3 protein-coding genes are annotated in these 26,216 nt (G+C 72.4%); all 3 read right to left on the bottom strand.

Annotated elements, in window-relative coordinates:
• Nucleotides 1–18: 18 nt before the first annotated feature.
• From K8640_RS30675 to K8640_RS30665, 3 genes are read right to left on the bottom strand one after another with little or no spacing between them, the layout of a single operon-like run.
• Nucleotides 19–9,717 carry a non-ribosomal peptide synthetase/type I polyketide synthase gene (locus K8640_RS30675; protein WP_223750321.1) on the bottom strand — a complete coding sequence of 3,233 codons (9,699 nt, stop codon included), beginning with the start codon at nucleotides 9,715–9,717 and terminating at the stop codon, nucleotides 19–21.
• Nucleotides 9,714–13,769 (bottom strand): non-ribosomal peptide synthetase, encoded by a 4,056-nt coding sequence (locus K8640_RS30670; RefSeq protein WP_223750320.1) that lies wholly within the window; start codon nucleotides 13,767–13,769, stop codon nucleotides 9,714–9,716. Before K8640_RS30670 ends, K8640_RS30675 begins: the two co-directional genes overlap by 4 nt.
• On the bottom strand, nucleotides 13,766–25,903 hold the full coding sequence (locus K8640_RS30665) for a type I polyketide synthase (protein WP_223750319.1): 12,138 nt from the start codon (nucleotides 25,901–25,903) through the stop codon (nucleotides 13,766–13,768). The genes K8640_RS30670 and K8640_RS30665 overlap by 4 nt, the downstream gene beginning before the upstream one ends.
• Nucleotides 25,904–26,216: the final 313 nt, after the last annotated feature.

Genomic DNA, 26,216 nt, shown 5'->3' with positions numbered 1-26,216 from the left:
CAGGCAACCGCGGGGGGACTAGCTCTCACCCATCAGCTTCTCGAGAGCCGCGAGCTTCTCGTCGAGCAGCGACCCCAGCTCCTCCTCGGGGCGCCGCTCCAGCTCCGCCAACGTCGGGCCCGTGTCCTCCACCGGCGCTGCCGGCGGGGCGGGGACGAGGGGGCCCAGCTCGAAGACCTCGAGCGCCAGGTGCTCGGCCAGCGACTCGATGCTGGGGTGCTCGAACACCAGCGTGGCCGCCAGGGGGCGCTCGAGGCCCAGGCTCGCCTGGAGACGGTTCTTCAGCTCGACGGCCATGAGCGAATCCAGACCCGAGTCGAACAGCCGCAAGTCCCCCGACCTCGGCGCGGAGGCATCCCAGCCCAGCACCTGGGCGACCTGCTGGTGCACGTGCTCGAGCAGCAGCTCCTGCTGACGACCTCGTGGCAGCCCCTTCAGCCGCGCCCGCATCGGCGACGCCTGCGCGCGGGGCATGCCCGCCCGAGCCTCGTCGAGCAGGCCCGACAGGACCTTCGGCGCGCCGACCTCTCCGAAGCGCCGCAGGTACCGGGGCCACTCGATGGGCAGCACCGCGACCTGCGCGCGGCCCGAGTCCATCGCGTGTCCCAGCAGCTCCAGCCCCTGCTCCGGTTCAATCCACTCGAACCAGCGCCGCGCCTCCGGCACCTCGAGGGCCGCCGCCATTCCGCCGCCACTCCAGGGGCCCCAGTTGATGCTCACCGCGCTCAGTCCGAGCGCGCGACGGTGGTGCGCGAGCGCATCCATGAACGCGTTCGCGGCGGCGTAGTTGCCCTGCCCCGCGGCCCCCAGCAACGAGGCGGAGGACGAGAACATCACGAAGAAGTCGAGCGGCAGCTCCAGCGTCTGCTGATGGAGGTTCCAGCTTCCGCGCTGCTTCGGTGCGAGCACGCGTTCGAAGCGGGCCCAGTCCTGGTGGAGGAGCGTCGCGTCCTCCACCACACCAGCGACGTGCATCACGCCGCGCAGCGGTGGAGCGTCGCCGGAGAGGGTGGCCAGCGCCCGCGCGACGTCCTCGGGCCGCGAGACATCCCCTCGCACGCACTCGATTCGCGCCCCGGCCGACCGAAGCGACCGCAGCGCCGCCTCAGCACCAGGGCTCGCCTCGTTGCGTCCCATCAACATCAGATGGCGTGCGCCGCGCTCCACCATCCACCGGGCCACGTGGAGGCCCAGGGCGCCCAGGCCACCCGTGATGAGGTAGGTCGCATCCCGTCGGAGCTGGGACACGGAAGGTACCGCGCGCGAGGCCACGTCACCACGCACGAGGCGGGCCACGTATCGCCGTCCGCGCCTGATGGCGACCTGCTCACCCTCGGGAGTCCGCAGCAACTCGTCCCGCAGGGAGCGGAGGTCCTCGTCCCGCGAGTCGCCATCCAGGTCGATGAGCGCCCCCCAGGACTCCGGGTGCTCCACCGCGAGCGTGCGACCCAAGCCCCAGAGCGCCGCATGGGCCAATGAGGGAGGCGCCGTCTCGTGCCCCGTGCGCTGGGTGCCGCGCGTCACCAGCCACAGGCGAGGCGGCGGCGTGCCTCCACCACGGCTCAACGCCTGGACCAGATGGAGCGCCCCCATGCAGGCCAGGTCCTGGGTCGACGGCGCGGACAGCCCGCCCCCGAGCCCCCACAGGTGCACGATGCCCCGACACGGCTCGCCCCCCGTGGCGGTGAGGTCCTGGAGCAGGCGCGAGAAGTCCTCGGCGCGGGTCGGGTCGACCGCGTACGTCCCGCCCTCACGCGCCTCGTAGGTGCTCCCCGCGAGGACCCGGACGCAGCGAGCGCCCCGCGCCTCCAGCGACTTCGCGAGGTCGTCCGCCAGACCTCCCCCATCCGCGAGCAGCACCCAGGTGCCACCCGAGGTCGCCCCGTCCGGGAGCGCCGTCAAGGAGCGAGGCTCCCAGGCGAGTTCGTAGGTCCAGTCCCGCCCCGTGCCGAGAATCCGCCGCAGCGCGGAGCGGCTCACCTGTTGGAAGCGCAGCCCCACCAGCTCGACGCACACCCGTCCAGCCTCGTCGAGGATGCGGACATCCCCGGTCGACGTGCTGCCCACCCGCATCGAGACATGGCTCCAACACGTCGTCCCCGGCTCGCTCCAGACCACGAGCCGCTCCAACCCGACGGGAAGGACGAGCACGTCCTCGGGGGTGTCGCGGCCTTCGCCCAGGAAGAGGGCGCCGCAGACCTGGAGACACGCATCGAGCATCGCGGGGTGCAGTGGCGCTCCCCATGTCTCGGCCGTCAGCGTTTCGGGCCGTCGCACCTGGCCCAGCGCTTCGCCTTGTCCCAGGCGGATGCGCTCGAGGCCCTTGAAGGCCGGGCCGTAGTGGATGCCGCGCGCGTCGAAGTGCGCATGGAGCTTCGCCGCGGGGACCTCCGCGGGACACCGCGCCAGCAACTCCGAGAGCGGGCGTGGCTCGGGGGTGACGACGTCGGCGCGCGCCCTGGCGAGACTGCCCGATGCGTGCAGGGTCCAGCTCGGCGCCTTCGTGCCTCGGGCGCCCTCGTCTTCCGCGCTGAAGAGCTGGAAGGTGTACGTGTCATCACCGCTCGGAGACACGACGAGCTGGAGGACACGCTCGGCGGCACCGCGCAGGACGAGCGCGTCGTGGATGAGCAGTCCGTCCACCGGGTGCGCACCAGCACCCAGGAGTTCGACGGCCGCGGCTCGCGCCAGCTCCATGTAGACCGTGGCCGGCAGCACCGTCGCACCGTGCACCTGGTGCTCGGCGAGGAACGACATCGCGCCGGTGCCCACCGACGACTCGAAGACCGTCTGCGTGAGCGCGGGAGAGCGGAGGCGTCGACCCAACAAACCCGCGCCACCCGAGGTCCGCGTCGCGGAGCGAGCGTTCTCACGAGGGCGCTCGACCCAGTAGCGCTCACGCTGGAAGGGATACGTCGGCAGCGCCACCCGTCGGCGCGCGTACCCCTTGTCCACCCCCGCCCAGTCCACCTCCACGCCCTTCACGTACAGCTTCGCCGTGCTCCCCAGCAGCATCTCCCAGTCACTGCTCCCGGGCCTCAGGCTCCCCACCCACTGCGCCTCTCCCTCCCCCAGGTACCTCTTCCCCACCCCCGTCAGCGTCGGCTTCGGCCCCACCTCCACGAAGACCCGGTATCCCCTCTCGTACAGCCCCTTCACTCCCTCCCAGTACTTCACCGGCTCCCTCAGGTGCCTCGCCCAGTACCCCGCCTCCCTCTCCTCCCCCTTCACTTCCTTCCCACTCACGTTCGACACCAACTCCAGCTTCGCCCTCTTCATCCCCACCTTCCCCGCCGCCCTCTCGAACCCCTCCTTCATCGGCTCCATCAGCTCCGAGTGGAACGCGTGCGTCGTCTTCAACACTCGGCACTCCTTCCCCCTCCCCTTCAGCCTCCCCTCCACCTCCTCCACCTCCTTCACTCGCCCCGCCAGCACCACCTCCCCGGGCCCGTTCACCGCCGCAATCAGCTTCCATCCTCCTTCCCCCTTCACCTCCTCCTCGCTCGCCAACACCGCCACCATCTTCCCTTCACCCTCCAGCCCCTCCATCAACCTCCCTCTCTCCATCACCAGCTTCAGCCCCTCCTCCAGGCTGAACACCCCCGCCACGCACGCCGCCACGTACTCACCCAGGCTGTGCCCCATCACCGCCGCCGGCTTCACTCCCCACTCCCTCCACACCTCCGACAGCGCGTACTCCACGCTGAACAGCGCCGCCTGCGACACGCTGCTCCTCTCCAGCAGCGCCCCCTTCCCTCCGTACAACACCTCCACCAGCGACTCCCCCAACTCCCCTTTCACCACCTCCTCGCACCGCTTCATCACCCCGCGAAACGTCTCGCTCGTCTCGTACAGCTCCCTCCCCATCCCCTCGTGCTGCACTCCCTGCCCCGTGAAGAGCAGCACCACCTCCTCCGCCTTCCTCGCCTGCCCCTCCGCTCCCTTCTCCACTCCGCCACCACTCGCGTACCTCGCCAGCTCCTCCCTCAGCTCCTCCCCCGTCCTCCCCACCACCGCCACCCGGTGCGCGAAGCGTCCTCGCCCCGTGTTCGCCGTGAAACACGCGTCCCCCACCTCTTCTCCCAGCCCCTTCGCGTACCGGCCCGCCAACTCCCTCAGCGCCTTCTCGCTCCTCGCCGACAGCGCCAGCACGTGCCTCGGCCTCTCCGCCACACCCTTCCTCTCCACCTCCGGCGCCTCTTCCAGCACCACGTGCGCATTCGTCCCGCCGATGCCGAACGAGCTCACGCCGGCACGGCGCGGCGTCGAGGCGGCGCGCCACTCCGAGAGCCGCGTGTTCACGAAGAAGGGGCTGTGCGCGAAGTCGAGCTGCGGATGAGGTGCCTTGAAGTTCAGGCTGGGAGGAAGGCGTCGGTGCTGCAGCGACAGCACCGTCTTGATGAGCCCGGCGATGCCCGCCGCGACCTCCAGGTGCCCCACGTTGGTCTTCACCGAGCCGATGGGACAGACGCCCACCGCGTCGGCGTCGGCACCGAAGGCCTGCTGGAGCGCGGCGAACTCGATCTGGTCACCCAGCGGCGTGCCCGTCCCGTGCGTCTCGATGTAGCCGATGCTGCGGGGGCTCACGCCCGCGGCCGTCAGCGCGGAGGCGATGACCGCGGCCTGCCCCTCCTGGCTCGGCGCCGTGTAGCCAACCTTCATCGAGCCGTCGTTGTTGACCGCCGAGCCGCGGATGACGGCGCGGATGCAATCGCCATCCGCCAGCGCGTCGGTGAGGCGCTTGAGCACCACCACACCCGCGCCGCTCCCGAAGAGGGTGCCCTGGGCGTCCGCATCGAACGCACGGCAGTGACCATCCGGGGACAGGATGCCGCCCTGCTCGTAGAGATAGCCGGAGCGCTGCGGCAGCCGCACAGCCACGCCACCGGCGAGCGCCATGTCGCACTCGCGGTTGCGCAGCGCCTGGCTCGCCAGGTGGACGGCCACCAGAGACGAGGAGCACGCCGTCTGGACGCTGATGCTCGGCCCCTTCAGGCCGAGCCGATATGAGACATGCGTCGCCAGGTAGTCCTTGTCGTTTCCAATCAGCGTCTGCAGGTCTCGGACCGCACCCTCTCGCCCCACCGACGAGCCGAGGTGGAACAGGAGGTAGTTGCTGATGATGGAGCCGGCATAGACCCCCACCAGCGACTGGAGGCGCTTCGGGTCATAGCCCGCGTCCTCGATGGCCTCCCACACACACTCCATGAAGATGCGGTGCTGAGGGTCCGTGAGCCGGGCCTGCTTCGGCATCAGCCCGAAGTGCTCGGCGTCGAAGAGCTCCACGTCGTCGAGCACCGCGCCGGCCCGGACGTAGCGAGGGTCCTCCAGGTGCGAGGGCTCCAGCACCGAGCCGCGCAGCTCCTCCTCCGTGAAGAACGAGACCGACTCGACCCCGTCACACAGGTTCCGCCAGAACTCCGCCAGGTTCCTCGCGCCGGGGAACCGGCCCGACATCCCGACGATGGCGATGGCCGACTCCAGCGCGGGGTCCGGACGCGCGCTCGGCACGGGCACGGCCTTCGGACGCGGCGCCTCACGGACAGGCTCGCGTCGAGTCTCGGTGCCCCGCGTCGACACGTACTCCGCCAGCGCGCTGACGGTGGTGAACCGGAACATCTGCGCGATGGGCAGGTCCACGTGGAGCCGCTCTCGCAGCCGCCGGTGGACCTGGACGATCTGCACCGACGTGCCCCCCAGGTCGAAGAAGTTGCGGTGGATGTCCACCTCGTCCAGGTGGAGCACCTCCTGGAGGATGGTGGCCAGGGAGCGCTCCACCTCCGTGCGCGGCGCACGGGACACGGGCAGCGCCACCTGCGCGCTGTCGCTCGGCTCGCGCAGGGCGTCGCGGTCCACCTTGCCGTTGGGCGTCAGCGGCAGCGCGTCCATCAGCACGAAGGACGTGGGGACCATGTAGTCCGGGAGCCGGGCGACCAGGTGACGCCGCAGCTCCTCGGGGAGCGAGGTGGCCGGGGCCGAGCGCGTCGCGGGCGTGGCCACCTTCACCGAGGCGCCGACGCCCCCCACCAGGAAGCTGTGCAGGAGGACATGCCCCGCGTCCAGCGCGAGCTGCTGGCGCAGCGGCTCGAAGTCCAGGCCGCCAATCGGACACAGGCCCAGCTCGCCTCCCACCGCCGAGCCCATCAGGAGCTGGGCGATGTAGCCCGCCTCGAGCAGACAGAAGCCCCGCGCGAGGTCTCCGTACAGCGGCTGGATGGCGTCGAGCTGCCCGACGAGGAACACGGACAACGCCGCGTCGTCGAAGGTGGCCCGGTTTCCCGGCGCGTGCTGGGCGCGGCTCATGACCACGTCCGGCGAGAGCAGCACCAGCGCGTGCTGCTTCGGATGGTAGTAGTACGTCCCGCCCGCGAGCCCCTGGACCCGCCCGGCCTTGACGTGCAGGTAGACCTGCACCGGATAGAGCCCTCCCGCCGACGCGTAGCGGTACTTGGGGAGCAGCGAGTCCTCGAGCTGGACCTGCATCAGGCAGCTCAACAACTCGGAGAGCTGGCCGAGGGAGACGGGGCTCGAGCGGAAGGACTTGTGACTGCGCCGGTCGACGACGGCCTGGAGCCGCGCGGCGTCGAGGACCGGCTTCGCGAGCGCGATGGACTCACGGGCGCCGACATCCGTCCGCAGCCCAGGCCCCTTCAGCTTGAACTCGAGGCGCGCGATGGGGTCGGAGATGACGCCCAGTCGAGGCTCCGGCTCATGCGCCTCGTCCAGCGTCGCGTCCGAGGGCTCCTTCTCGAGGACGTGGGTCGGAATCGTGGCGTCCGGGACGACATAGGCCACCAGACGCCTCGGCCCCCCCGGCTTGCCGAGCGCCTTGACCACGGCCCCTCTCACGGCCGGGTGGGTATCGAGCGCGGCCTCGATTTCGCCCAGCTCGATGCGGTGCCCCTGGATCTTGACCTGGAAGTCCTCGCGGCCGAGGAACTCGATGTTCCCGTCCGGCAGGAAGCGCCCCAAGTCACCGGTGGCGTAGAGGCGCTCACCGGTTCGCGGGTGGACGATGAAGCGGGCGGCGGTGCGCTCCGCGTCGCCGTAGTAGCCCAGCGCCAGTCCCACCCCGCCGATGTAGAGCTGCCCCGCCACCCACTCGGGGCAGGGCTCGAGCGCGTCGTCCAGCACGTGGAAGCGCTGGTTCACCATCGGGTGGCCGTAGGGGATGCTCCGCCACGCGCGATCGACCTCGCCAATCCGATACAGGATGGACCAGATGGACGCCTCCGTCGCGCCGCCCAGGCTCACCAGCTCGATGCCCGCGCGCTGGCTCCGGATGCGCTCGGGCAACGTGACGGGAATCCAGTCACCGCTCATCATCACCAGGCGCAGCGAGTCCGGCAGGCGCTGCCCCGCGCCCTCGACGAACTCGATGAGCATCTCCATCAGCGCCGGAACCGAGTTCCACACCGTCACCCGGCCCTGGGTGAGGACCGACAGCCAGTGGCTCGGGTCGCGCAGCGTGCCGGGCGCCGGCATCACGATGGCCGCCCCCGCCGCGAGCGTCCCGAAGACGTCGTAGACCGAGAGGTCGAAGCTGAGCGACGAGAGCGCGAACACCCGGTCCTCGGGCCCCACCCCGAAGCGCGCGTTGATGTCGACCAGGGTGTTCACCGCGCCCTGGTGGTCGATCATCACCCCCTTGGGCCGCCCCGTCGAACCCGAGGTGTAGATGACATACGCGAGGCCATTGCCTTGCACGGCGGGAGGCTCCGCGTCCCCGACATCGAGCGCGCCGTCCAGGTCCACCGCGAGCCGCCGGGGCCCCTCGGGCCAGGTGAGCGACGCGTCGAGGTGCGCCTGCGTGAGCACGAGGTCGACGCGCGCGTCCCGCAACAGCTCGTGGAGCCGCTCGGTGGGCAGGCTCGGGTCCAACGGCAGATAGGCCGCGCCCGCGCGCAGGATGGCGAGCGCGGAGAGCACCTGCTCCGGGCCCTTCTCCGCGACGATGGCCACCAGGCGCTCCGGCCGCGCGCCCCGGGCGACGAGCCACGACGCGAGCCGCGCCGAGCGCCGCTCCAGCGCTCCGTAGGTGAGCACCTTGTCGCCCGCGATGAGGGCGGGTGCCTGGGGCCGCGTGGCCGCCTGACGCAGGAAGAGCGTCTCCATCCGCTCCGACGGGACGGGCCGCCCCGTGGCGTTGTAGGCCTCCCGTCGCGCGAGCTGCTCGGCCGGGAGCGGCTGCCGCGCGGGGGCCTCCCAGGCGGACGGGTCCTCGACCAGCCGGCGCAGGAGCCGGACATAGGCCCCGAAGAGCGCGTCCATCAACCCCTGGGGGAACTGCGCGTCGACGGAGTCCCAGCTGAAGTACAGCGCGTCGTTGAGCTCGAAGACCTGGTGGTCCAGCCACACCTGCGGCGTCTGGCTGACGACCTCCACGATTCGCACGCCCTCGCCCATCCTCAGCGAGCGCCCCGTCTCCGACAGCAGGCTCGTGAACACGAAGGGCATGCCCATCCCCGTGTCCAGACGGCCGAGCCGGGCCGCCTCGCGCAGGACCTGCACGCTCGACACGATGGAGTGCTCCAGGTCGTCGAAGAGCTGCCCCTGCAGTCGCCGGGCGCGCTGGGCGAAGGACTCGGGCTGGGAGCCGTCCACCTCCAGCAGGATGCCCGAGGTGAAGTCGCCGACGATGCGCTCCACGTCCTCGAGCAACGGCAGCCGGTTGAAGAGCGTCAGGTTGAGCGTCAGCCGCTGGCCGCGGCCGTGGGCGCGCAGCACCTCGCCATAGGCCGCGGCCAGCGCCATGGACGCCGTCACCCCCGCCGCGGCGGCGCGCTCGCGGAAGGTCTTCCACGCGGCGGGCTCCAGGCCGCCCTTGCGACGGGAGAAGCGACGAGGCCCCCGGGTGCCCGGGTCGGCGGCGAGCGGCAGCTCGGGCGGACCGGGCAGCGTCGCCAGCCGGCCGCGCCAGTACTCGAGCGCGCGCTGATAGGCCTGGGCCCCCTGCTCGCGGCGTCGCGCGGCGGCGGCGAAGTACTCGCGGAAGGTGTGCTTCAGCGGCGCGAGCGGCGCCTCCAGGTCCTGGTACAGCACCACGCACTGCTCGATGAGCAGCTGCACGCTGAAGGCGTCCGCCACGAGCAGGTCCAGGCTGATGTGCACGTGGACCTGTCCCCCCGGGAGCTGGGAGGCGCGGACCTCGAAGAGCGGGAAGCGGTCGGCCGGCAGCACCTGATGGGAGAGCTCCGCGCGAATCGCCGCGAGGTGCGCGTCGACGCTCCCGGCCGAGGCCGCGCGGAGGTCGTACGTCGTGACGCGGAACGGCGGCACGGAGGCCAGGACCACCTGCTCGCCCGTGGGCAGCACCACCATGCGCAGCATGTCGTGGTGCGCGATGAGCCGCTGGAGCACCCGCTCGAGGCGGGCGGGGTCCAGCGCGTCGAACGCGAGCTCCAGGTAGCTGTGCGCCGCGACGCCGCCCGCGTCGAACGCGTCCTGCCGCCCCACCCAGTAGGCGTTCTGGATGTCGGTGAGGGGGAACGGCGAGAAGCGCGCGTCCTCCGGTGGTGGGACGACCGCGGCCTGGACCTCCGCCACGCGGGAGGTGGCGCTCAGGTGCTCCACGAGCTGGTGCTTGCGCTCACGCAGCGCCGCGCGCACCTCGTCCGTGACGTGGCCCGGAGGCGCGCGGAACCGCAGCGCCTCGCCCTCCACCCACAGCTCGATGCCCTGCCGCTGAAGCTCGACGATGAACTCGGCCGTCTTCACAACGCCCCCTCTTCCCAGGCGATGGCGCCGCCCACCAGGCTGTGCAGGTACACGTGCGGCTCCTCCAACCGGAACGCGGCGCGGAGGTCGTCGAAGCGCAGCTCCCCCACCTGGCAGAGCCCCAGCTGCTGCTCCGCGGCGCGCAGCTCCAGCAGCTGCGAGATGAGCCCCGCCTCGAGCAGCGCGAAGTCCCGCCACTTCTCGCCGTAGAGCGGCGCGATGGCGCGCCTGTCACACACCAGGAAGAGCGAGAACGCGGAGCTGGCGAACATGGACCGGTTGGTGGGCGCGTGGAGGCTGGCGTCGAGCGCGTCCACCGCAGAGAGCCGCACCAGCGCGTGGCGCGCCGGCTCGTGGTAGTACGCGCCCGCCTCGAGCCCCCGAACCCGTCCAGCGCTCACGTGGAGGTACAGCTGGACGCCGTACGCGCTCCCCGCCGAGCCGTACTGGTACTTGAAGCGCCCTCCGACCTCGAGCGAGCGCAGACACGACAGCAGGCGACCCAGCGCCTGGGCCTCCACGGGCTCGGACGAGAAGGTCCGGTGGCTGGAGCGCTCCAGGTGACGGCGCCGCGCCTCGCCCTCGGAGAGCCCGGCCATCGGGACCACGGGCGTCCCCGCATCGAAGGTGCGGACGCCGTGGCGCGCGCGCTTCCAGGCCTCGCGTTGCTCGGGGTCCAGCAGCAACCCCTCCTCCACCTTCGCGCTCGCGGGTGGGGCCTCCGCCGGCGGGTGCCGGGTGTAGTAGGCGACGATGTCCGCGGTGTTGCGCAGCGTGAGGAACTCCGACATCCGGGGCCGGCTCCCGAAGGCCTGCTCCAACATCGTCGCGAGCTTGATGAGCTCCACCGACGTGGCGCCGAGCTGGAGCAACGACGCCTCCGGCTCGACGCTGGGGCGCTTGAGGACCTCGGCGACGAGGCGGGTGATTCGCGTGAAGACCTCCCCGCCGCGCGCCTCCAGGGGCAGCGCGCCGTGGACGGGCTCCTCCACCGGCGTGGGCAGCGCCTTGCGGTCGACCTTGCCGTTCGCCGATTGCGGCAGCGCCCGCAGCCGCATGAAGACGCCCGGTACCATGTAGTGCGGCAGCGTCCTGCCCAGGAACTCCCGCAGCGCGTCGTCCGTGGGCGCGGGCTGCCCCTCCATGGGGACGACGTAACCCACCAGCCTGCGCTGCGTGCGCTCCCCGGGCGCGGCGACGACGGCCTCGCGGATGGCGGGATGGCGGCAGAGCGCGGCCTCGATTTCGCCCAGCTCGATGCGGTGGCCGGCGACCTTGACCTGGAAGTCCTTGCGGCCCAGGAACTCGATGTATCCACCGGGCAGGAAGCGGCCCAGGTCGCCCGTGCGGTAGAGGCGCTCGCCGGTGTCTGGGTGCGTGAAGAAGCGCGCGCGCGACAGCTCCTCGTCGCCGAAGTAGCCCCGGGCCAGGCCGGCGCCTCCGATGAAGAGGTCGCCCGGCACGTGCTCCGGCCGCAGCGCCAGCGCCTCGTCGAGCACATGGAAGCGCTGGTTCAGCATCGGCCGGCCGTAGGGGATGCTGCGCGCCCCGGGCTCGACCTGGGTGATGGGGTGCAGGATGGACCAGACCGCGCCCTCGGTCGCCCCGCCCAGGCTGATGACCTGGATGTCGCGGGACAAGCGGCGGATGCGGTCCGGCAGCGTGACGGGAATCCAGTCACCGCTCATCAACACCAGGCGCAGGGACTCCGGGAGGCGCTCACCGCGTGTCTCCACCAGGTCCACCAGCATCTCCATCAGCGTCGGGACGGAGTTCCACACCGTCACGCGCGCCTCGCGCAGCCACCGCAGCCAGCTCGCGGGCTCCCATGTCGCGTCGGGCTCGGGCAGCACGAGCGTCGCGCCCGCCGCCAGGCTCCCGAAGATGTCGTAGACCGACAGGTCGAAGCCCAGCGACGACAGGCCGAAGACCCGGTCCTCCGGGCCGACCCCGAAGCGGGTGTTGATGTCCTGGAGCGTGTTCGCCGCGGCGCGGTGCTCGACCATCACCCCCTTGGGGCGCCCCGTCGAACCCGAGGTGTAGATGCAATACGCCAGGTCCGCCGGCGAACGTGCCGGCGCGTGCGGCGGCTCCCCGGTCGCGCTGTCCGGGATGCACACCACCCGGACGCCCTCCGGCCACGCGAACCGCTCCGCCAGCCCCGGCTCCGTCACCACGACCTGCACCCTCCCCTCCTGAAGGAGGAGCCGGCGGCGCTCGTCCGGCAGCGCGGGGTCGATGGGGAGATAGGCCGCCCCGGCCAGTGGGATGGCCGTCACCGCGACCACCTGCCTCCAGCCCTTCTCCAGGATGACCGCGACCAATCCATCGGGCCGCGCATCCAGCTCGACCAGTCGGGTCGCCAGCGCGCCCGCGTGTCCACGGAGCTCCGCGTAGCTCAGCGTCCGCTCCGCGCTCACCACCGCGGCGTGCGAGGGGGCGCGTCGTGCCTGGGCCAGGAAGAGCGCCTCCAGGCGCGCCTCGGGGATGGGCGACGCGGTGGCGTTGAACGCCTCACGGCGCGCGGCCTGCGCGGCCGGCAGTCGCACCGGGGAGCGCGCCTCCCAGACGGCGTCCTCCTCCGCGAGCCGACCGAGCAGGGACTCGTAGGCCGCGAAGGCGTCCTCGAGCATGCCCGCGGGGAAGAGCCCCTCCGGGCTGTCCCAGGAGTAGCGCAGCGCCCCGTCCTCCTCCCGGACCTGGTGGTCGAGCCACACCTGCGGCGTCTGGGTGATGCCGTGGACCGTCTCGCCCAGCCACCCGAAGGGAGAGCCCGCGCCCGCGCCACCGGGCCTGTGCCCCAGCAGGCTCGTGAAGACGATGGGCATGAGTGCTCCCGCGGCACCTTCGCGCCGCCTCGCGCGCTCGCGCATCACCCGCATGCCGCTGAAGAGCAGGTGCTCGAGGTCCCGGGCCAGCTGCTCGCGGAGCTGGACCGCGCGCTGGGTGAACGACGCGCCGCGCCCGTCGACCTCGAGCAGCACGTTCGTCGTGAAGTCACCGACCACCTGGTCGATGGCCGGGTGGATGGGCAGGCGCCGGAAGAGCGTGAGGTTGAGACAGAAGCGGGCGCTCTCGCTCCACGCGGCGAGCACCTCCGCGAACGCGGCGCAGACCACGCCGGAGCGGGTCAGCCCGGCTTGCGCGGACCGCTCCTTCAGCCGCTCCCATCGCCTCGCGTCCAGGCTCCCGCCCAGCCGCCGGAACGCGGGGCGCACCAGCTGCTCGGGAGGCGTGGCCAGGGGCAGCACCGGGGCTTCCGGCAGGTCATCCAGGCGCGCGCGCCAGTAGGCCTCGGCGCTCCGGTAGGCCGTCGTATCGCGGGCGGAGAGCTCCGCGAGCACGTGCTCCCGGAAGGACACCGGGACCGGCTCCAGCACCTTCTCCGGCGTCACGTACAGCTCGCGCCACTCCTCGAGGAGCGCGAGCACGGCGGCGGCGTCCATCGTGATGGCGTCGATGTCCAGGTGGATGCGCGTGCGGTTCCCATCGAGCAGCGTCGCGCGCAGCTCGAAGGTGGGCCACTGCCCCAGCGGCACGGAGCGGTTGGAGAGCTCCTGGCGAATCCCGGCGAGCTTCGCCTCGACGACGTCCCGCGCCTGTCCACGCAGGTCCAGCACGGGCATGGAGAAGGACGGCACCTGCTCCAGCACGCGCTGCTCCCCCGACGGGAGCACCACGGCGCGCAGCATCGCGTGCCGCTCGATGAGGCGCCGCCACGCGCGCGACAGCCGCTCCACGTCCAGCGCCTGGCCGTCGAGCTCATGGTACAGGTGGCAGGAGATGCCGCCGACGCCGAAGTCGGTGCCGCGTCCGACCAGATAGGCCTCCTGGATTTCGGTCAGCGGGAAGGGCGCGTGCTCCTGCTCGGAGCGGAGGGCCTCGCCCTGGCGTCGGAGCAGCTCGAGCATCTCCGCCTTCCGGGCGGCGATGTGCTGCTGCAGCTCGGGCGTGATGACGTTGCGCGCGGCGCGAACCCGGAGGTGCTCGCCCTCGACCTTGAGCTCAACACCCAGGCGCGTCAGCTCGGCAATCAGTTCGGTGGCATTCAAAATTGGAACTCCTCCATCGGGTCATCCAGGGCCGCCTCCGGCGGAGGCGGCACGGCGTCGAGGCTCTCGAGGACGAGCGCCACGAGGTCGTCGAAGCTCAGGCCGCTCAACAGCTTCACGGCCGGCACCGAGACCCCCAGCGCCAGCTCCAGCCGCGCCTTGAGCTTCATGCCCATCAGCGAGTCGAAGCCGAAGCGGACCAGCGACAGGCGGCCGTCGGCCAGGTCTCCAGGGAGGGCCAGCATCGAGACCACCTCGCGCCGCAGCGAGCCGTCGACGCGCGCCCGACGCTCCTCGGGGGTCATCCGGGCCAGCTCGTGGAGCGCGGGAAGTCCCTCGGCCACCGCCGTGCCCGGGGCCCGGGGCCGCGCGCGGAGGAGGAAGTCGGTCAGGAGCGAGGCGTGGTCCGCCGAGGGATAGACCTGTCCCCACTTCGCCCAGTCGATGCGGGCGATGCCCACGTGGGTCTCGGTCGTTCCTCGCAGGAGCCTGCCGAGGATGGCCACGCCTTCGTCCGGCGCGAGGCTCTCCAGGCCCAGGGCCTCCAGCCGGGCGCCCCGGTCGGCGCGCGCCGCGGCGAGTCCGACCTCCGCCCAGGGGCCCCACGCCAGCGAGCACGCGGGCAGTCCACGCGCCCGCCGCTCGGCGGCCAGCGCATCCAGGAAGGCGTTCGCGGCGCTGTAGTTCGCCTGCCCCACCCCGCCGAGCAGCGCGGCGATGGAGGAGAACATCACGAAGAAGTCGAGCGGGTCCGCTCGCGTCTGCTGGTCCAGGTGGAGCGCCCCCGCGACCTTCGGCCGCAGGACCCGCTCGATGCGCTCGCGCTCCTGGCTCGCCAGCAACGCATCGTCGAGCAGCCCCGCCGCGTGGATGACACCCCGAAGCGGAGGCATGTCCGCGCGCAGCTCCGAGAGCGCACGCGCGAGGGACTCCCGCTCGCCCACGTCCGCCGCGAGCACACGCACCGAGACGCCCTCCGCCGCGAGGGCCTGGAGCACGACGCGGGCCTCCTCGGAAGGCGCGTTGCGCCCCAGGAGCGCCAGGTGCCGCGCGCCCTCCTTCGCGAGCCACCGCGCGCACCGCAGCCCCAGCCCGCCCAGGCCCCCCGTGATGAGGTACGTCGCGTCCGCGACGACCGGCACGGGGCCGGGCTCCGGGATGACCTCCAGGGACTGGAGTCGCTGGGCGAGCCGCGCGCCGTCCCGCCACGCGACGCGGTCCTCGCCATCCAGGAGCCGCAGCTCCGTGCACAGCGAATGCACCGTGTCCGCGGCCGGCGCGGGGTCCAGGTCCACGAGCGTGCAGCGGACTTCAGGGTGCTCGTGGCGCAGCGTGGCCCCGAGCCCCCAGAGCGGCGCCTGGGCCAGCGAGAGCGCGTGCCGCGCGTCCGTCGACTGAGCGCCCCGCGTGACGAGCCACAGCCGGGGGGGCACCGGGCGCTTCAGCTGCGTCAGGGCCTGGAGGACCCGCACCGCGCCGACCAGGACCTCGGTGGTGACCCGCGCCTCGCTCCCGGGCTCCAGGGCGCCGACATCGAGCGCCGCCAGGTACATCACCCCGCGACAGGGGCCCGCGCCGAGCGCCGCTTCCAATCGGCCCAGCAGCGACGCCTCCGACTCCGTCGATTCAGGGGCCGCCATCACCTGGCACGGCGAGCCCTCCGCCCCCAGCCGGTCCGCCACCGCGGCGCAGACACCGCCACGGTCCGACAGGAGCAGCCAGGGTCCCGTCTCCCGCGTCGGAGCCGTGACGGGAGGCGCCGGTCGCCACCGGACCTGGAACAAGTCCTGGCCGGGCGCACGCACGCGCTCCCTCACGAAGGCCTCGCGGGGCGCGCGCCGGACGACGAGCCCCTCCACCCACGCGACCGTCACCCCGTCCTCACCGAAGAGGCGGAAGTCGGCGCTCAGCGTCTCGCCATCCTTGCCGCTCCCGGGCCGCGGCATGGCGTGCGCCCAGAGCGTGCCGCGCGGCGGCGACAGGAAGACCACGCCTTCGATGCCCACGGGAATCAGGGGCACGCCGTCATCGCGCACGACGCCCGGGACGCCGCGCAGGACATGGAAGAGGGAGTCGATCAACCCGGGGTGTAACGGTGTCGCCGGCTGCCGGTCCTCGGGCTCCGGCGCGCGCATGCGTCCCAACGCCTCCCGCTCCCCCCGCCACAGCTGCTCGACCCAGCGGAAGCGCCGCCCGAGCGAGATCCCCTCGGCATCCATCGTCTCGTAGACCCGCGGCACCTCGAGGGGGGTCGGACATCGCGCGCGCAGCTGCTCCAGCGACACCGCCGCGTCGACTCGCGGCGCACCGGAGCGCAGCACCTTGCCCTCCGCGTGGAGCACCCAGTCGCCCCCCGCCTCCTGGCTCTGGATGCGGAAGGAGGCGCGTCCCGACTGCTCCGCCCCCACCACCACCGAGACGGGACGCACGAGCCCCGCCTCCACCACGAGCGCGCGCGGGAAGACGATGTCGGCCAGACGAATCGGCGCGGTGCCCTGGAGCGACTGGAGCGCGGAGAGCACCATCGAGACATGCCCGGCCCCCGCGACCACCACCGCGCCGTGGAGCAGGTGCTCGCCGAGCAACGGCATCCGCTCCACCGACAGCTCCACCTCGAACAGGGTCTCCGCCAGCGGAGAGCGCACGCGGCGCCCGTGCAGGGGCAGCACCTCCTGCGTGGAGGCGGGCCTCGAGGCGGCGGGGGCCGGGCTCGCGACCCAGTAGCGCTCCTTGCGCCAGGGATAGGACGGCAGCGGCACCAACGCCCCGCCCTCGGGGAAGAGCCGCTCCCAGGCTGGCGAGACGCCCGCGACGAACAGGCCGCCCAGCAGCGCGCGCAGGGTGTGGCGCTCGGCCTCTCCCCGTCGCAGCGCGGACACCACCGTCGCGCTCCGGCCCGCCTGCTGGAAGCACTGCTGCACCGGACGCGACAGGACCGCGTTGGGTCCAATCTCGACGAAGAGCGAATGGCCTTCGCTCGCGAGCGCGGAGATGGCGGGGGCGAAGCGCACGGGCTGCCGGAGGTTGCGGGCCCAGTAGTCGCGGTCGAAGTCCCGCCCCTCCGCGCGCAGGCCGGTGACCGAGGAGAAGATGGGGAGCGCCTCGGGCCGTGGGCCCAGTCCCTCCAGCGCCTGTCGCAGGGCCTCCAGGTGGGGCTCCACCGCGTGGCTGTGCGAGGCGTAGTCCAGGCCGAGCCGACGACAGGAGACGCCGCGCGCCGCCAGCGCGCCGAGCACCTCCTCCATCGCTCCCGCGTCACCGGACAGGAGCACCGACGTCGGACTGTTGAGCGCGGCGATGGACAGCCGCGTGCCATGCGCCGCGATGGCCTCGGCGGCCTCCGCCTCGGAGAGCTCCACCGCGCTCATCGCGCCACTCCCCGCGATGGCCGCGAGGATGCGGCTGCGCTCGAGGGTGATGCGCATCGCGTCCTCGACCGAGAGGACCCCGGCCGCGTGGGCCGCCGCCACCTCTCCGATGCTGGACCCCAGGACCGCGTCGGGCTCCAGCCCCCAGGAGCGCAGGAGCGCCACGAGCGCCGCCTGGAGCGCGAAGTGCGCGGGCTGGGAGATGTGGGCCAGCTCGAAGCGGGGCTGCTCGCGTCGCAGCTCCTCGATGACGGACCAGCCCGCGAGCTTCATCAGCACGGCGTCCACGGACCGCAGGGCCTCGCGGAAGACGGGCTCCTCCTCGAGGAGCGCGCGCCCCGCGCCGGACCACTGCCCTCCCTGTCCGGTGAACAGGAAGACGACCCTGGGGGCCGCACCGGGGAGGGCATAGCCGGACGTGACGTCCGGGTGCGACAGGCAACGAAGGAAGGCCTCCAGCGCCTCCGCGGCACTGCTTCGGGAACGAGCCACCACGGCGAGCCGATGCTCGTGGTGACTCCGACGACAGCTCGTGGAGTAACAGAGGTCGCGCCACGCCGCGCCGTCGCCTTCGGTCAGCGTCGCGGACAGACGCCCCGCGGCCTCGCGCAGGGACTCCGCCGAGCGGGCCGACAGGACGAGCAATTCGGGATGCTCCACGGACGCCGGGGCCTCTGCCCGAGGCTCACGCTTCGGGGCCTCCTCGAGGACCACGTGGGCATTGGTCCCGCTGAAGCCGAACGAGCTGACCCCGGCGATGCGCCGCGCCCCATCCGGGACCTGCCATGCGCGGTGCTCGGAGATCACCTCGACGGGCAGCTCGGCCCAGGGGATGTGGGGGCTGGGCTCCTTGAAGTGGAGGCTGCGCGGCAGCTCGCCCTGGCGAAGCGCGAGGATGGCCTTGATGAGGCTGGCGATTCCCGCCGCGCCCTCCAGGTGTCCCAGGTTCGTCTTGACCGAGCCGATTCCCAGCGGCGAGGAGGCGGGACGCCCACGCCCGAGGACCGCCGCGAGCGCCTGCACCTCGATGGGGTCACCCAGAGACGTCCCGGTGCCGTGCGCCTCGACGTAGCCGACGTCGCGCGGGGCGACGCCACCCTGGCGCAGGGCGCTCTCGATGACGCGCTCCTGGGCGGGCCTGCTCGGCGCCGTGAGGCCATTCGAGCGGCCATCCTGGTTGACGGCCGTCCCCCGGATGACGGCGAGGACGGGGTCGCCCTCCGCGAGCGCTTCCGACAAGCGCTTGAGGACCACCACGCCCGCGCCCTCTCCTCGCACATAGCCATTGGCGGAGCGGTCGAAGGCCTTGCAGGCGCCGTCCGGGGACAGCGCCTTCAGCTTCGAGAAGTAGACCGTCATGCGCGGCGAGAGCAGCAGGTTCGAGCCGCCCACGAGCGCGACGTCACACTCCCCCTCCCGCAGGCTCTGGCAGGCCAGGTGCGTGGCGACCAGGGACGAGGAGCAGGCGGTGTCGACGGCGAAGGTGGGGCCCTCCAGGCCCAGCGCATACGCGATGCGTCCGGCCGCCACGCTCAGCACGCCACCGGAGCCCGAGTAGGCGTTGATGCCGCGAGCATCGGCGGCGTTGAGTTCCAGCAGCGCGTAGTCGCTCAGGCAGATGCCCAGGAACACCCCGGTGGGGGTCCCCTTGAGCCGCTCCACCGCCATGCCCGCGCGCTCCAGCGCCTCCCAGCTCAGCTCCAGCAACATGCGCTGCTGCGGGTCCATCGACCGGGCCTCCGCGCCGGAGATGCCGAAGAACGAGGCGTCGAACGCGTCGATGTCGTCGATGAAGCCGCCGTGTCGCGAGTACGTCTTGCCGGGGACCTCCGGGTCCGCGTCGTACCAGTCGTCGAGCGCCCAGCGCGAAGCGGGCACCTCGCGCACCGCGTTCACGCCGTCGGCGAGCAGGCGCCAGTAGTCCTCCGGGCTCCGGACCCCACCGGGCAGCCGGCAGGACATTCCCACCACGGCGATGGGCTCCGCGCCGTCCACGGCCGCCCTGCGTGGCTTCACGGCCCGAGGCGCCGGCTCCGAGGCCGCCGCGTCGGCGGAGGGGAGCTCGCGCCCCAGGAAGTCGAGCAGCTGCTCCAAGCTCGGGTGGTCGAACAACAACGTGACGGGGAGGGAGCGACCGAGCGCGGTGGACAAGGCGTTGCGCAGCTGCAACGCCATCAGGGAGTCGAGCCCCAGCTCCTGGAGGGGTCGACGCGGGTCGATGGGCGACGAGGACGACAGCCCGAGGACGTCCGAGGCCTGCGACTGGAGCAGCGCGAGCAGTCGGGCGCGGGCCTCACGAGGCGAGGCCCCCGCGAACACCGTCGAGGGCGGCGCGGAGCGGGTGGGCTCGGCGCGACGAGGCGCGAGGACCTCGAAGAAGGCAGGCAGCCCCTCCCGCACCGCGCGCCCGCCGGCGGCCACGACCACGGTCTGCGTGAGGTCGGCGCCGAGGATGCCCTCCAGCGACGCGAGGGCCGCGGCGGGGGCGAGCATCCCCACTCCGAAACCGGACCAGGACTTGCCGGCGTCGGCGGACAGCCGCGCGGCCATGCCCACTTCGGCCCAGGGGCCCCAGTTGATGCTCGTGGCCGTCAGACCGTTGGCGCGCCGGTGATGGGCCAGGGCGTCGAGGAAGGCATTGGCGGCGGCATAGCTGACCTGTCCCGTGGTCCCGAAGACGGCGCTCACGGAGGAGAACAGGACGAAGAAGTCGAGGCGCGACTCGAGGGTCTCGTGATGGAGGTTGAGCGCCCCGTGGACCTTGGGCGCGAGGACATCGGCCATCCGCGCCGCGTCCTGGAGCACGAGGAGGCCATCGTCGAGGACACCCGCGGCATGCACCACGCCCCGGAGCGGAGGCATCGCCGCGCGGCACTCCGACAACACCCGCGCGACCTCCTCGCGCGACGACACGTCGGCCTGTCGCACGGTGATGTTCGCGCCAGCGGACCGCAGCGCATCCACGCGTGCTTGCGCGAGCGGCTCCGGCGCACGGCGGCCCATGAGGACCAGGTGACGCGCGCCCCGGTCCACCATCCACCGGGCCACCTCGAGCCCCAGGCCCCCGAGGCCGCCGGTGATGAGGTACGTGGCGTCGGCGGAGAGAGACAGTGGATGGGGCGCACGCGGAAGCCGCGCGCGTGCGAGCCGGGCCACGAGGCGACGACCCGAGCGGAAGGCGACGCGGTCCTCATCCTGCGACGAGGAGAGTTCTTGGGCGAGCAGCGCCGCGTCCTCTCCATGAGAGGACGGGTCCAGGTCGATGCGCACACAGTGCAGCTCGGGGTGTTCGAGGGCCACCACGTGGCCCAGGCCCCAGAGCGGCGACTGCTCGACGGCGAGGACGCCCTCCTCCACACCGGTCGCCTGCGCGCCTCGCGTCACCAGGACCAGACGCGGTGGAATCCCACCGCCATGGGTCGCCAGCAGCTTCACGAGCCCGACCCCACGCTCGACACCGCCGAGTGGCGAGGACGTATCGAGCCCTCGCAGGTCGACGACTCCGACGCGGGCCCGCGTCGATTCGCCGAGCCCGACCCCACGCTCGACACCGCCGAGTGGCGAGGATGTATCGAGCCCTCGCAGGTCGACGACTCCGATGCGGGCCCGCGTCGATTCACCGAGCGCATCGATACGCTCGAGCAGGCGCCGCTCATCGCCCTTGTCGGAGGACCGCGCCTCCACACGTGCACCAGGGCGACCGTGGTCATCTGAAGCACCCGCGTCGCCGTGAGCACCAGGACGTGCGAGGTCGGAGGAGAGCACCTCCACGCGAGCACCCCGAAGCTCGAGCTGTCGGGCGAGCGCCTCCGCGAAACCGCCGCGGTCCGCGAGGAGGAACCAGGTGACGGGCTCACTCGCGGAGGGCAGCACCGCCACGGGCCGAGGCTGCCACTCCACCTGGAAGTGCAGCGGCGCCGCCCCCGTGTCTCGTCGCAGGACCGTGTCCCGAGGCGCCCGGCGAATCGTCAGGCCGTGGACCTCCGCCACGACGACACCCGCGTCGTCCAGCAACCGCAGGTCCACCGTCGAGGCTTCGTCGACCGCGCCCGTCCCCGAGCGCAGCACGAGATGACAGAACCGAGGACGTTGCGCCCCGTGGAGCACGAACCGGTCGATGCCGATGGGAACGAAGGCCATCCCCTCGATGGACGAGAAGCCCGAGACCGCCCCCAGCACCTGGAAGCACGAGTCGATGAGCCCCGGATGCAGCCGGTAGTCCTCCGCGCCATCCCCCTCGTCCGGAAGACGCAGCCGCCCCAGCGCCTCCCTCTCGCCCCGGGAGACCGCCTCCAGCCAGCGGAACTGTCGCCCCAGCACCAGGCCCTGTCGGTCGATGCCCTCATAGAAACGCTCGATGGATGGGAGCGCCTCGAAGCGGGCCTCGAGCCCGGCGAGCGGCTCGGCCTCGGAGGGCACCTCCCCGCTTCGCTCCAGTCGCCCCGTGGCATGCAGCGTCCAGCGCGGTGACTCCGCGTCATCTCTCGCGAGCCGGGTCGACAGCCGGAAGTCACCCCCGGCCGCGATGGACACCTGGAAGACCCGCTCCTCGGCGTCCTCCATCACGATGGGACTCAGGAACAGCACATCCTGGACGCGACAGCCCTCCGGCCCCCAGAGCCGACGGGCCGCCTCCAGCAGCATGCCGACCATGCTCGCGCCCGCGACCACCACCGTGCCGTAGAGCCGGTGGTCGGCGAGCAGCCGCACGCGGTCCGCTCGAAGGGATGACTCGAAGCGCATCTCGCCGAGGGGCGCATCCACCGCGCGCCCCAGCAGCGGATGCCCCCTGTCTGGCGCGGCCCCGGGCGCGACGTCGAACCAGTAGCGCTCGCGCTGCCACGCATAGGACGGCAGCGCCACCCGCCGGCCCCCACGGGGGAAGACGCCCTTCCACGCGGGCTCGCGCCCCAACGTGTGGAGCGCGCCCAACGCGGCGAGCATCGTGACGCGAGGGGGCCGGTCACGGCGCGCGGAGAACAGCGCCGATGTCCCCTCCACCCCCGAGGCCTCGAGCGTCCGCGCCAGCGGCTGCGACAGCACCGGATGCGGGGAGACCTCGACGAAGACGCGGCAGCCGTCGGCGAGCATCGCCTGGATGGCCGGCGCGAACAGGACCCGCTGCCGGATGTTCGCGCGCCAGTGGTCCGCGTCGAGCACCGAGGCCAGGACCCGCCCACCCCGCACCGTGGAGTACAGCGGCGTCACCAGCGCCTTGGGCGCGAGCTCCCGCGTGCAGTCGTCCAGCTCCGCCAGGTGCGCGTCCATCTGCGCGCTGTGGAACGCGTGGTCGACGTTCAGGAGCCGGACGCGAATCCCCTGCGCCTGGAGGCTGTCCCGCAGCGACTCCAGCGACGCGCGCTCTCCCGAGACGACGATGTCCTCCGGACCGTTGAGCGCGGCGACCGACAGCGCGTCACCGTGAGGCGCGAGCAGCGGCGCCAGTCGCTCGAGCGAGGTCGCCACGGTGGCCATGCCTCCGCGTCCGGCCGTCTTCCCCATCAAGCGGCTGCGGCTCACGACCAGGGCCATCGCCTCCTCGAGCGACAGCGCGCCGGCGAGGTGCGCCGCGCTGACCTCTCCGATGCTGTGCCCCACCACCGCGTCCGGACGGATGCCCCACGCCGCCCACAGCGCGGCGAGCGACACCTGGAAGGCGAACAGGAGCGGCTGCTCCACCTCCGTGCGCGGCGGAGCGGCCCCCTCCCGCGCGGCCTCCATCGCCTCGACGAACGAGGCCCCGGTGCGCGCGCGGAACGCCAGGTCGCAGCGCTCGAACATCTCCCGGAAGCAGGGCTCCTCCTCGAACAGGCGGGTGCTCTCCCCGAGCGGGAAGCCCCCCTGCCCCGATAACACGAAGCCCACGCGCGGCGCCTCGCCCTGTCGGACCACCCCCTGGGACTGGAAGGCCCGAGGAGGCGCCCCCTGGCCGAACGCCTCGAGTTCCTCCGCCAGCGCCGTCCGCGTCCGGGCCACCAACGTCAACCGGTGCGCATGGTGGTCACGCCAGAGCCCCGCGGTGGCGCAGAGGTCCGCGAGCGAGGGCGTGGGCGCGCCGCGAAGCTGCCCGGCGACACGACGGGCCTGCTCCCGGAGCGCGGGCTCCGTCCTCGCGGAGAGCACGAACAGCTCCGCGGCCCCGTCGGCGGTGGGAGGCACGGGGGCCTCCGGCAACACCCGCTCCCAACGAATCGCGTGGCCCGCCGAGGCGAGCGCGTCGAGCGCGCGATGAAGCCCGTCCAGGTCCGACGCTCCGCGCTGCAGACCCTGCACCACCGTGGCCGTCGCCGCGTGGGCCGCGATGTTCTCCTCCACCGAGCGCGCGTGGATGGGATGCGGGTTGACGTCGAGGAAGACCTCGTGCCCGGAGTCGAGCAGCGTCTTCACCGCGTCGGAGAACCGCACGGGCGCCTGGAAGTTGTCGGTCCAGTACCCGGGTCCCAGCGACACGCCGTCGACGAACGCGCCCGACACCGTCGAGACCATCGGGATGCGCCCCGGCAGCGGCCTCAGCGCCGGACAGCCCACCAGGAAGAGCGGCGCGAGCGGCGCCACCTGGGGGATGTGCGCGTAGAAGTCGATCTCCACCGTGCGCGCGAAAATCCCCTCCGCCACCAGCCGCGAGGCGAAGTCCTGGAGGGCCGAGGGCTCTCCGCCGATGCCCGTGGACCGGGGGCTGTTCACCGAGGCGATGGCAATCCTCCCCGCCCCGGCGAGGCGCGCCTCCACCTCCGCCGCGGGGAGCCCCACCACGCCCATGCCCGCGCCGCCCGTCACGCTCCGCTGCACCTGGATGTAATGGCGCGCGAGCGCGAAGACCTCCTCCAGCGTGAGGATTCCCGCCACGTGCGCCGCGGCCCACTCGCCCACGCTGTAGCCGATGACGGCGCTCGGCTCGACGCCCCAGTCCCGCCACGTCGCCGCGAGCGAGACCTGGAGCGCGAGGACGACTGGCAACTGCACCTCGCCCCGCTCGAAGCGCGAGCGGTGGCGAGGCGCGAGCAACGCCTCCACGAGCGAGTCGCCCCCGAGCCCCCGGTACACGGCGTCACACGCCTCGAAGCGCGCACGGAAGACGGGCTGCGTCGCGAGCAGCTCCCGCCCCATGCCCCACCACGCCGAGCCGGCGCCCGCGAAGAGGAACGCGACCTTCCTCGGCCCTCCGGGGAGCGGCGGGCGGGCCACGACGGAGGGAGGCGCCACGGCCCGCCGGGGCCCCGGCAGATGCTCCTCGACGACGAGGTGACAATTGGTGCCCCCGAAGCCGAAGGAGCTGATGCCCGCCAGCGCGGGCTCCTCGTCCCTGGGCCACGCCGTGAGCGCCGTCTGCATGCTCAGGCCCAGCGCATCGAACGGGATGTGCGGGTTCGGCTGCTCGAAGTGCAGGCTCGCCGGGAGCCGCCGCTTCCGGATGGAGAGCGCCACCTTGATGACGCCCGCGACGCCCGCGGCCGCCTCCAGGTGCCCGATGTTGGTCTTCACCGAGCCCACGCGAAGGGGCTGCCCGGAAGCGCGCGCCGCCCCGCCCAGCACGGCGCCCAGGGCCCGGGCCTCTATCGGGTCGCCCAGCGGCGTTCCCGTCCCGTGCAGCTCGACATACTGCACCCGCGCGGGGTCCACGCCCGAGGCGCCGTAGGCGGCGCGCAGCAGCTGCTCCTGGGCCTTGGGGCTGGGAGCCGTCAGCCCGTTGCTGGCGCCGTCGTTGTTCACCGCGCCGCCACGGATGACGCAGTAGATGGAGTCCCCATCCGCCAGGGCGCGCGACAGGGGCTTGAGGACGACGACGCCCGCGCCCTCTCCGCGCCCGTAGCCGTTGGCCCGCGCATCGAAGGTCTTGCACCGCCCGTCCGGCGCGAGCGCACCGAAGGCAGAGACGGCCTGGAGCGTGCGGGGAGAGAGATTGAGCTGCACGCCCCCCGCGAGCGCCAGGGTCGACTCGCCCGCGCGCAGGCTGCGACAGGCCTCGAGGATGGCGACCAGCGACGAGGAACAGGCGGTGTCGATGGCCAGACTGGGGCCCTCGAACCCGAACGTATAGGAGACCCTGTTCGCCACGATGCTCCCGGCGTGGCCGGTGCAGGTATGAAGGGAGGCGGAGGCCCCCTGGAGCGTCTGGAGGTCGGCGTAGTCGCGCCAGACCAGCCCCGTGAAGACGCCGGTGCGCGAGCCCCGCAGCGTCCCGGGCGCGATGCCCGCGTCCTCGAGCGCCTCCCACGACAGCTCCAGCATCAAGCGCTGCTGGGGGTCCATCTGCCCCGCCTCCCGGGGCGAGATTCCGAAGAAGCCCGGGTCGAAGCGGTCGACCGTGTCGAGGAACGCCCCAGGTCGCTCCCAGGCTCCGGCAGAGGCCGCCCAGCGCTCCGGGGGCACGTCCGTCACGCAGTCGACGCGCTCCTGGAGGACCCGCCAGAAGCCCTCGGCATCCGGCGCGGAGGGGAAGCGACAGGCCAGCCCGACGATGGCGACAGGCTCCGAGGGCTCCTGGCCGGGCACGTCCCAGCCGGGCTTCGACGCCGCTTCGGGTCCCAGCAGATGGGCCGCCAGCCCCGCGGGTGTCGGATGCTCCCAGATGAGCGTGGGCGACAGCGGCCGCCCCAGCACCCCCGACAGCCGGGAGATCAACTTGAGCGCGACGAGCGAGTCGACGCCCATCTGGAAGAACGGCGTCGCGAGCCCCACCTCGCTCGCCTCACGCCCCAGCAACGAGGACAGCTCGACCGCGAGCCACGCCCGCAGCCCGTCGACGTCGCCAACCCGCTCTTCCATTCCCTGCCTCACTGGCATCCAGGCGGTCTTCCGTCCACGACCGGAGACACCCTGGACGTCGCAAAAGACATACATGCCCGACCCCAGGCATGCACCCACGCATCCATGTGAATCAGCGATTGACCTGCTACCGATACACCCGGCAACGCATACAACAACCCATAACTCCGCCGCTCGGGCGATCTCTCTCTACGCCCGGAACTCGCGCAATACCAGATGATTTTCTGCCCCGCGGACAGGGGGTGGAGAGCACTCCCGGACAATCCGATTTTGAGAATATGCACACTGCAAAGGCACCCGAACAAAGACACTC

Source organism: Myxococcus sp. XM-1-1-1, assembly GCF_020037095.1.
GTDB classification, from domain to species: domain Bacteria; phylum Myxococcota; class Myxococcia; order Myxococcales; family Myxococcaceae; genus Myxococcus; species Myxococcus fulvus.
Note: the sequence above shows the minus strand (reverse complement) of the source record. Positions and strands in the feature narration are given on the sequence as shown.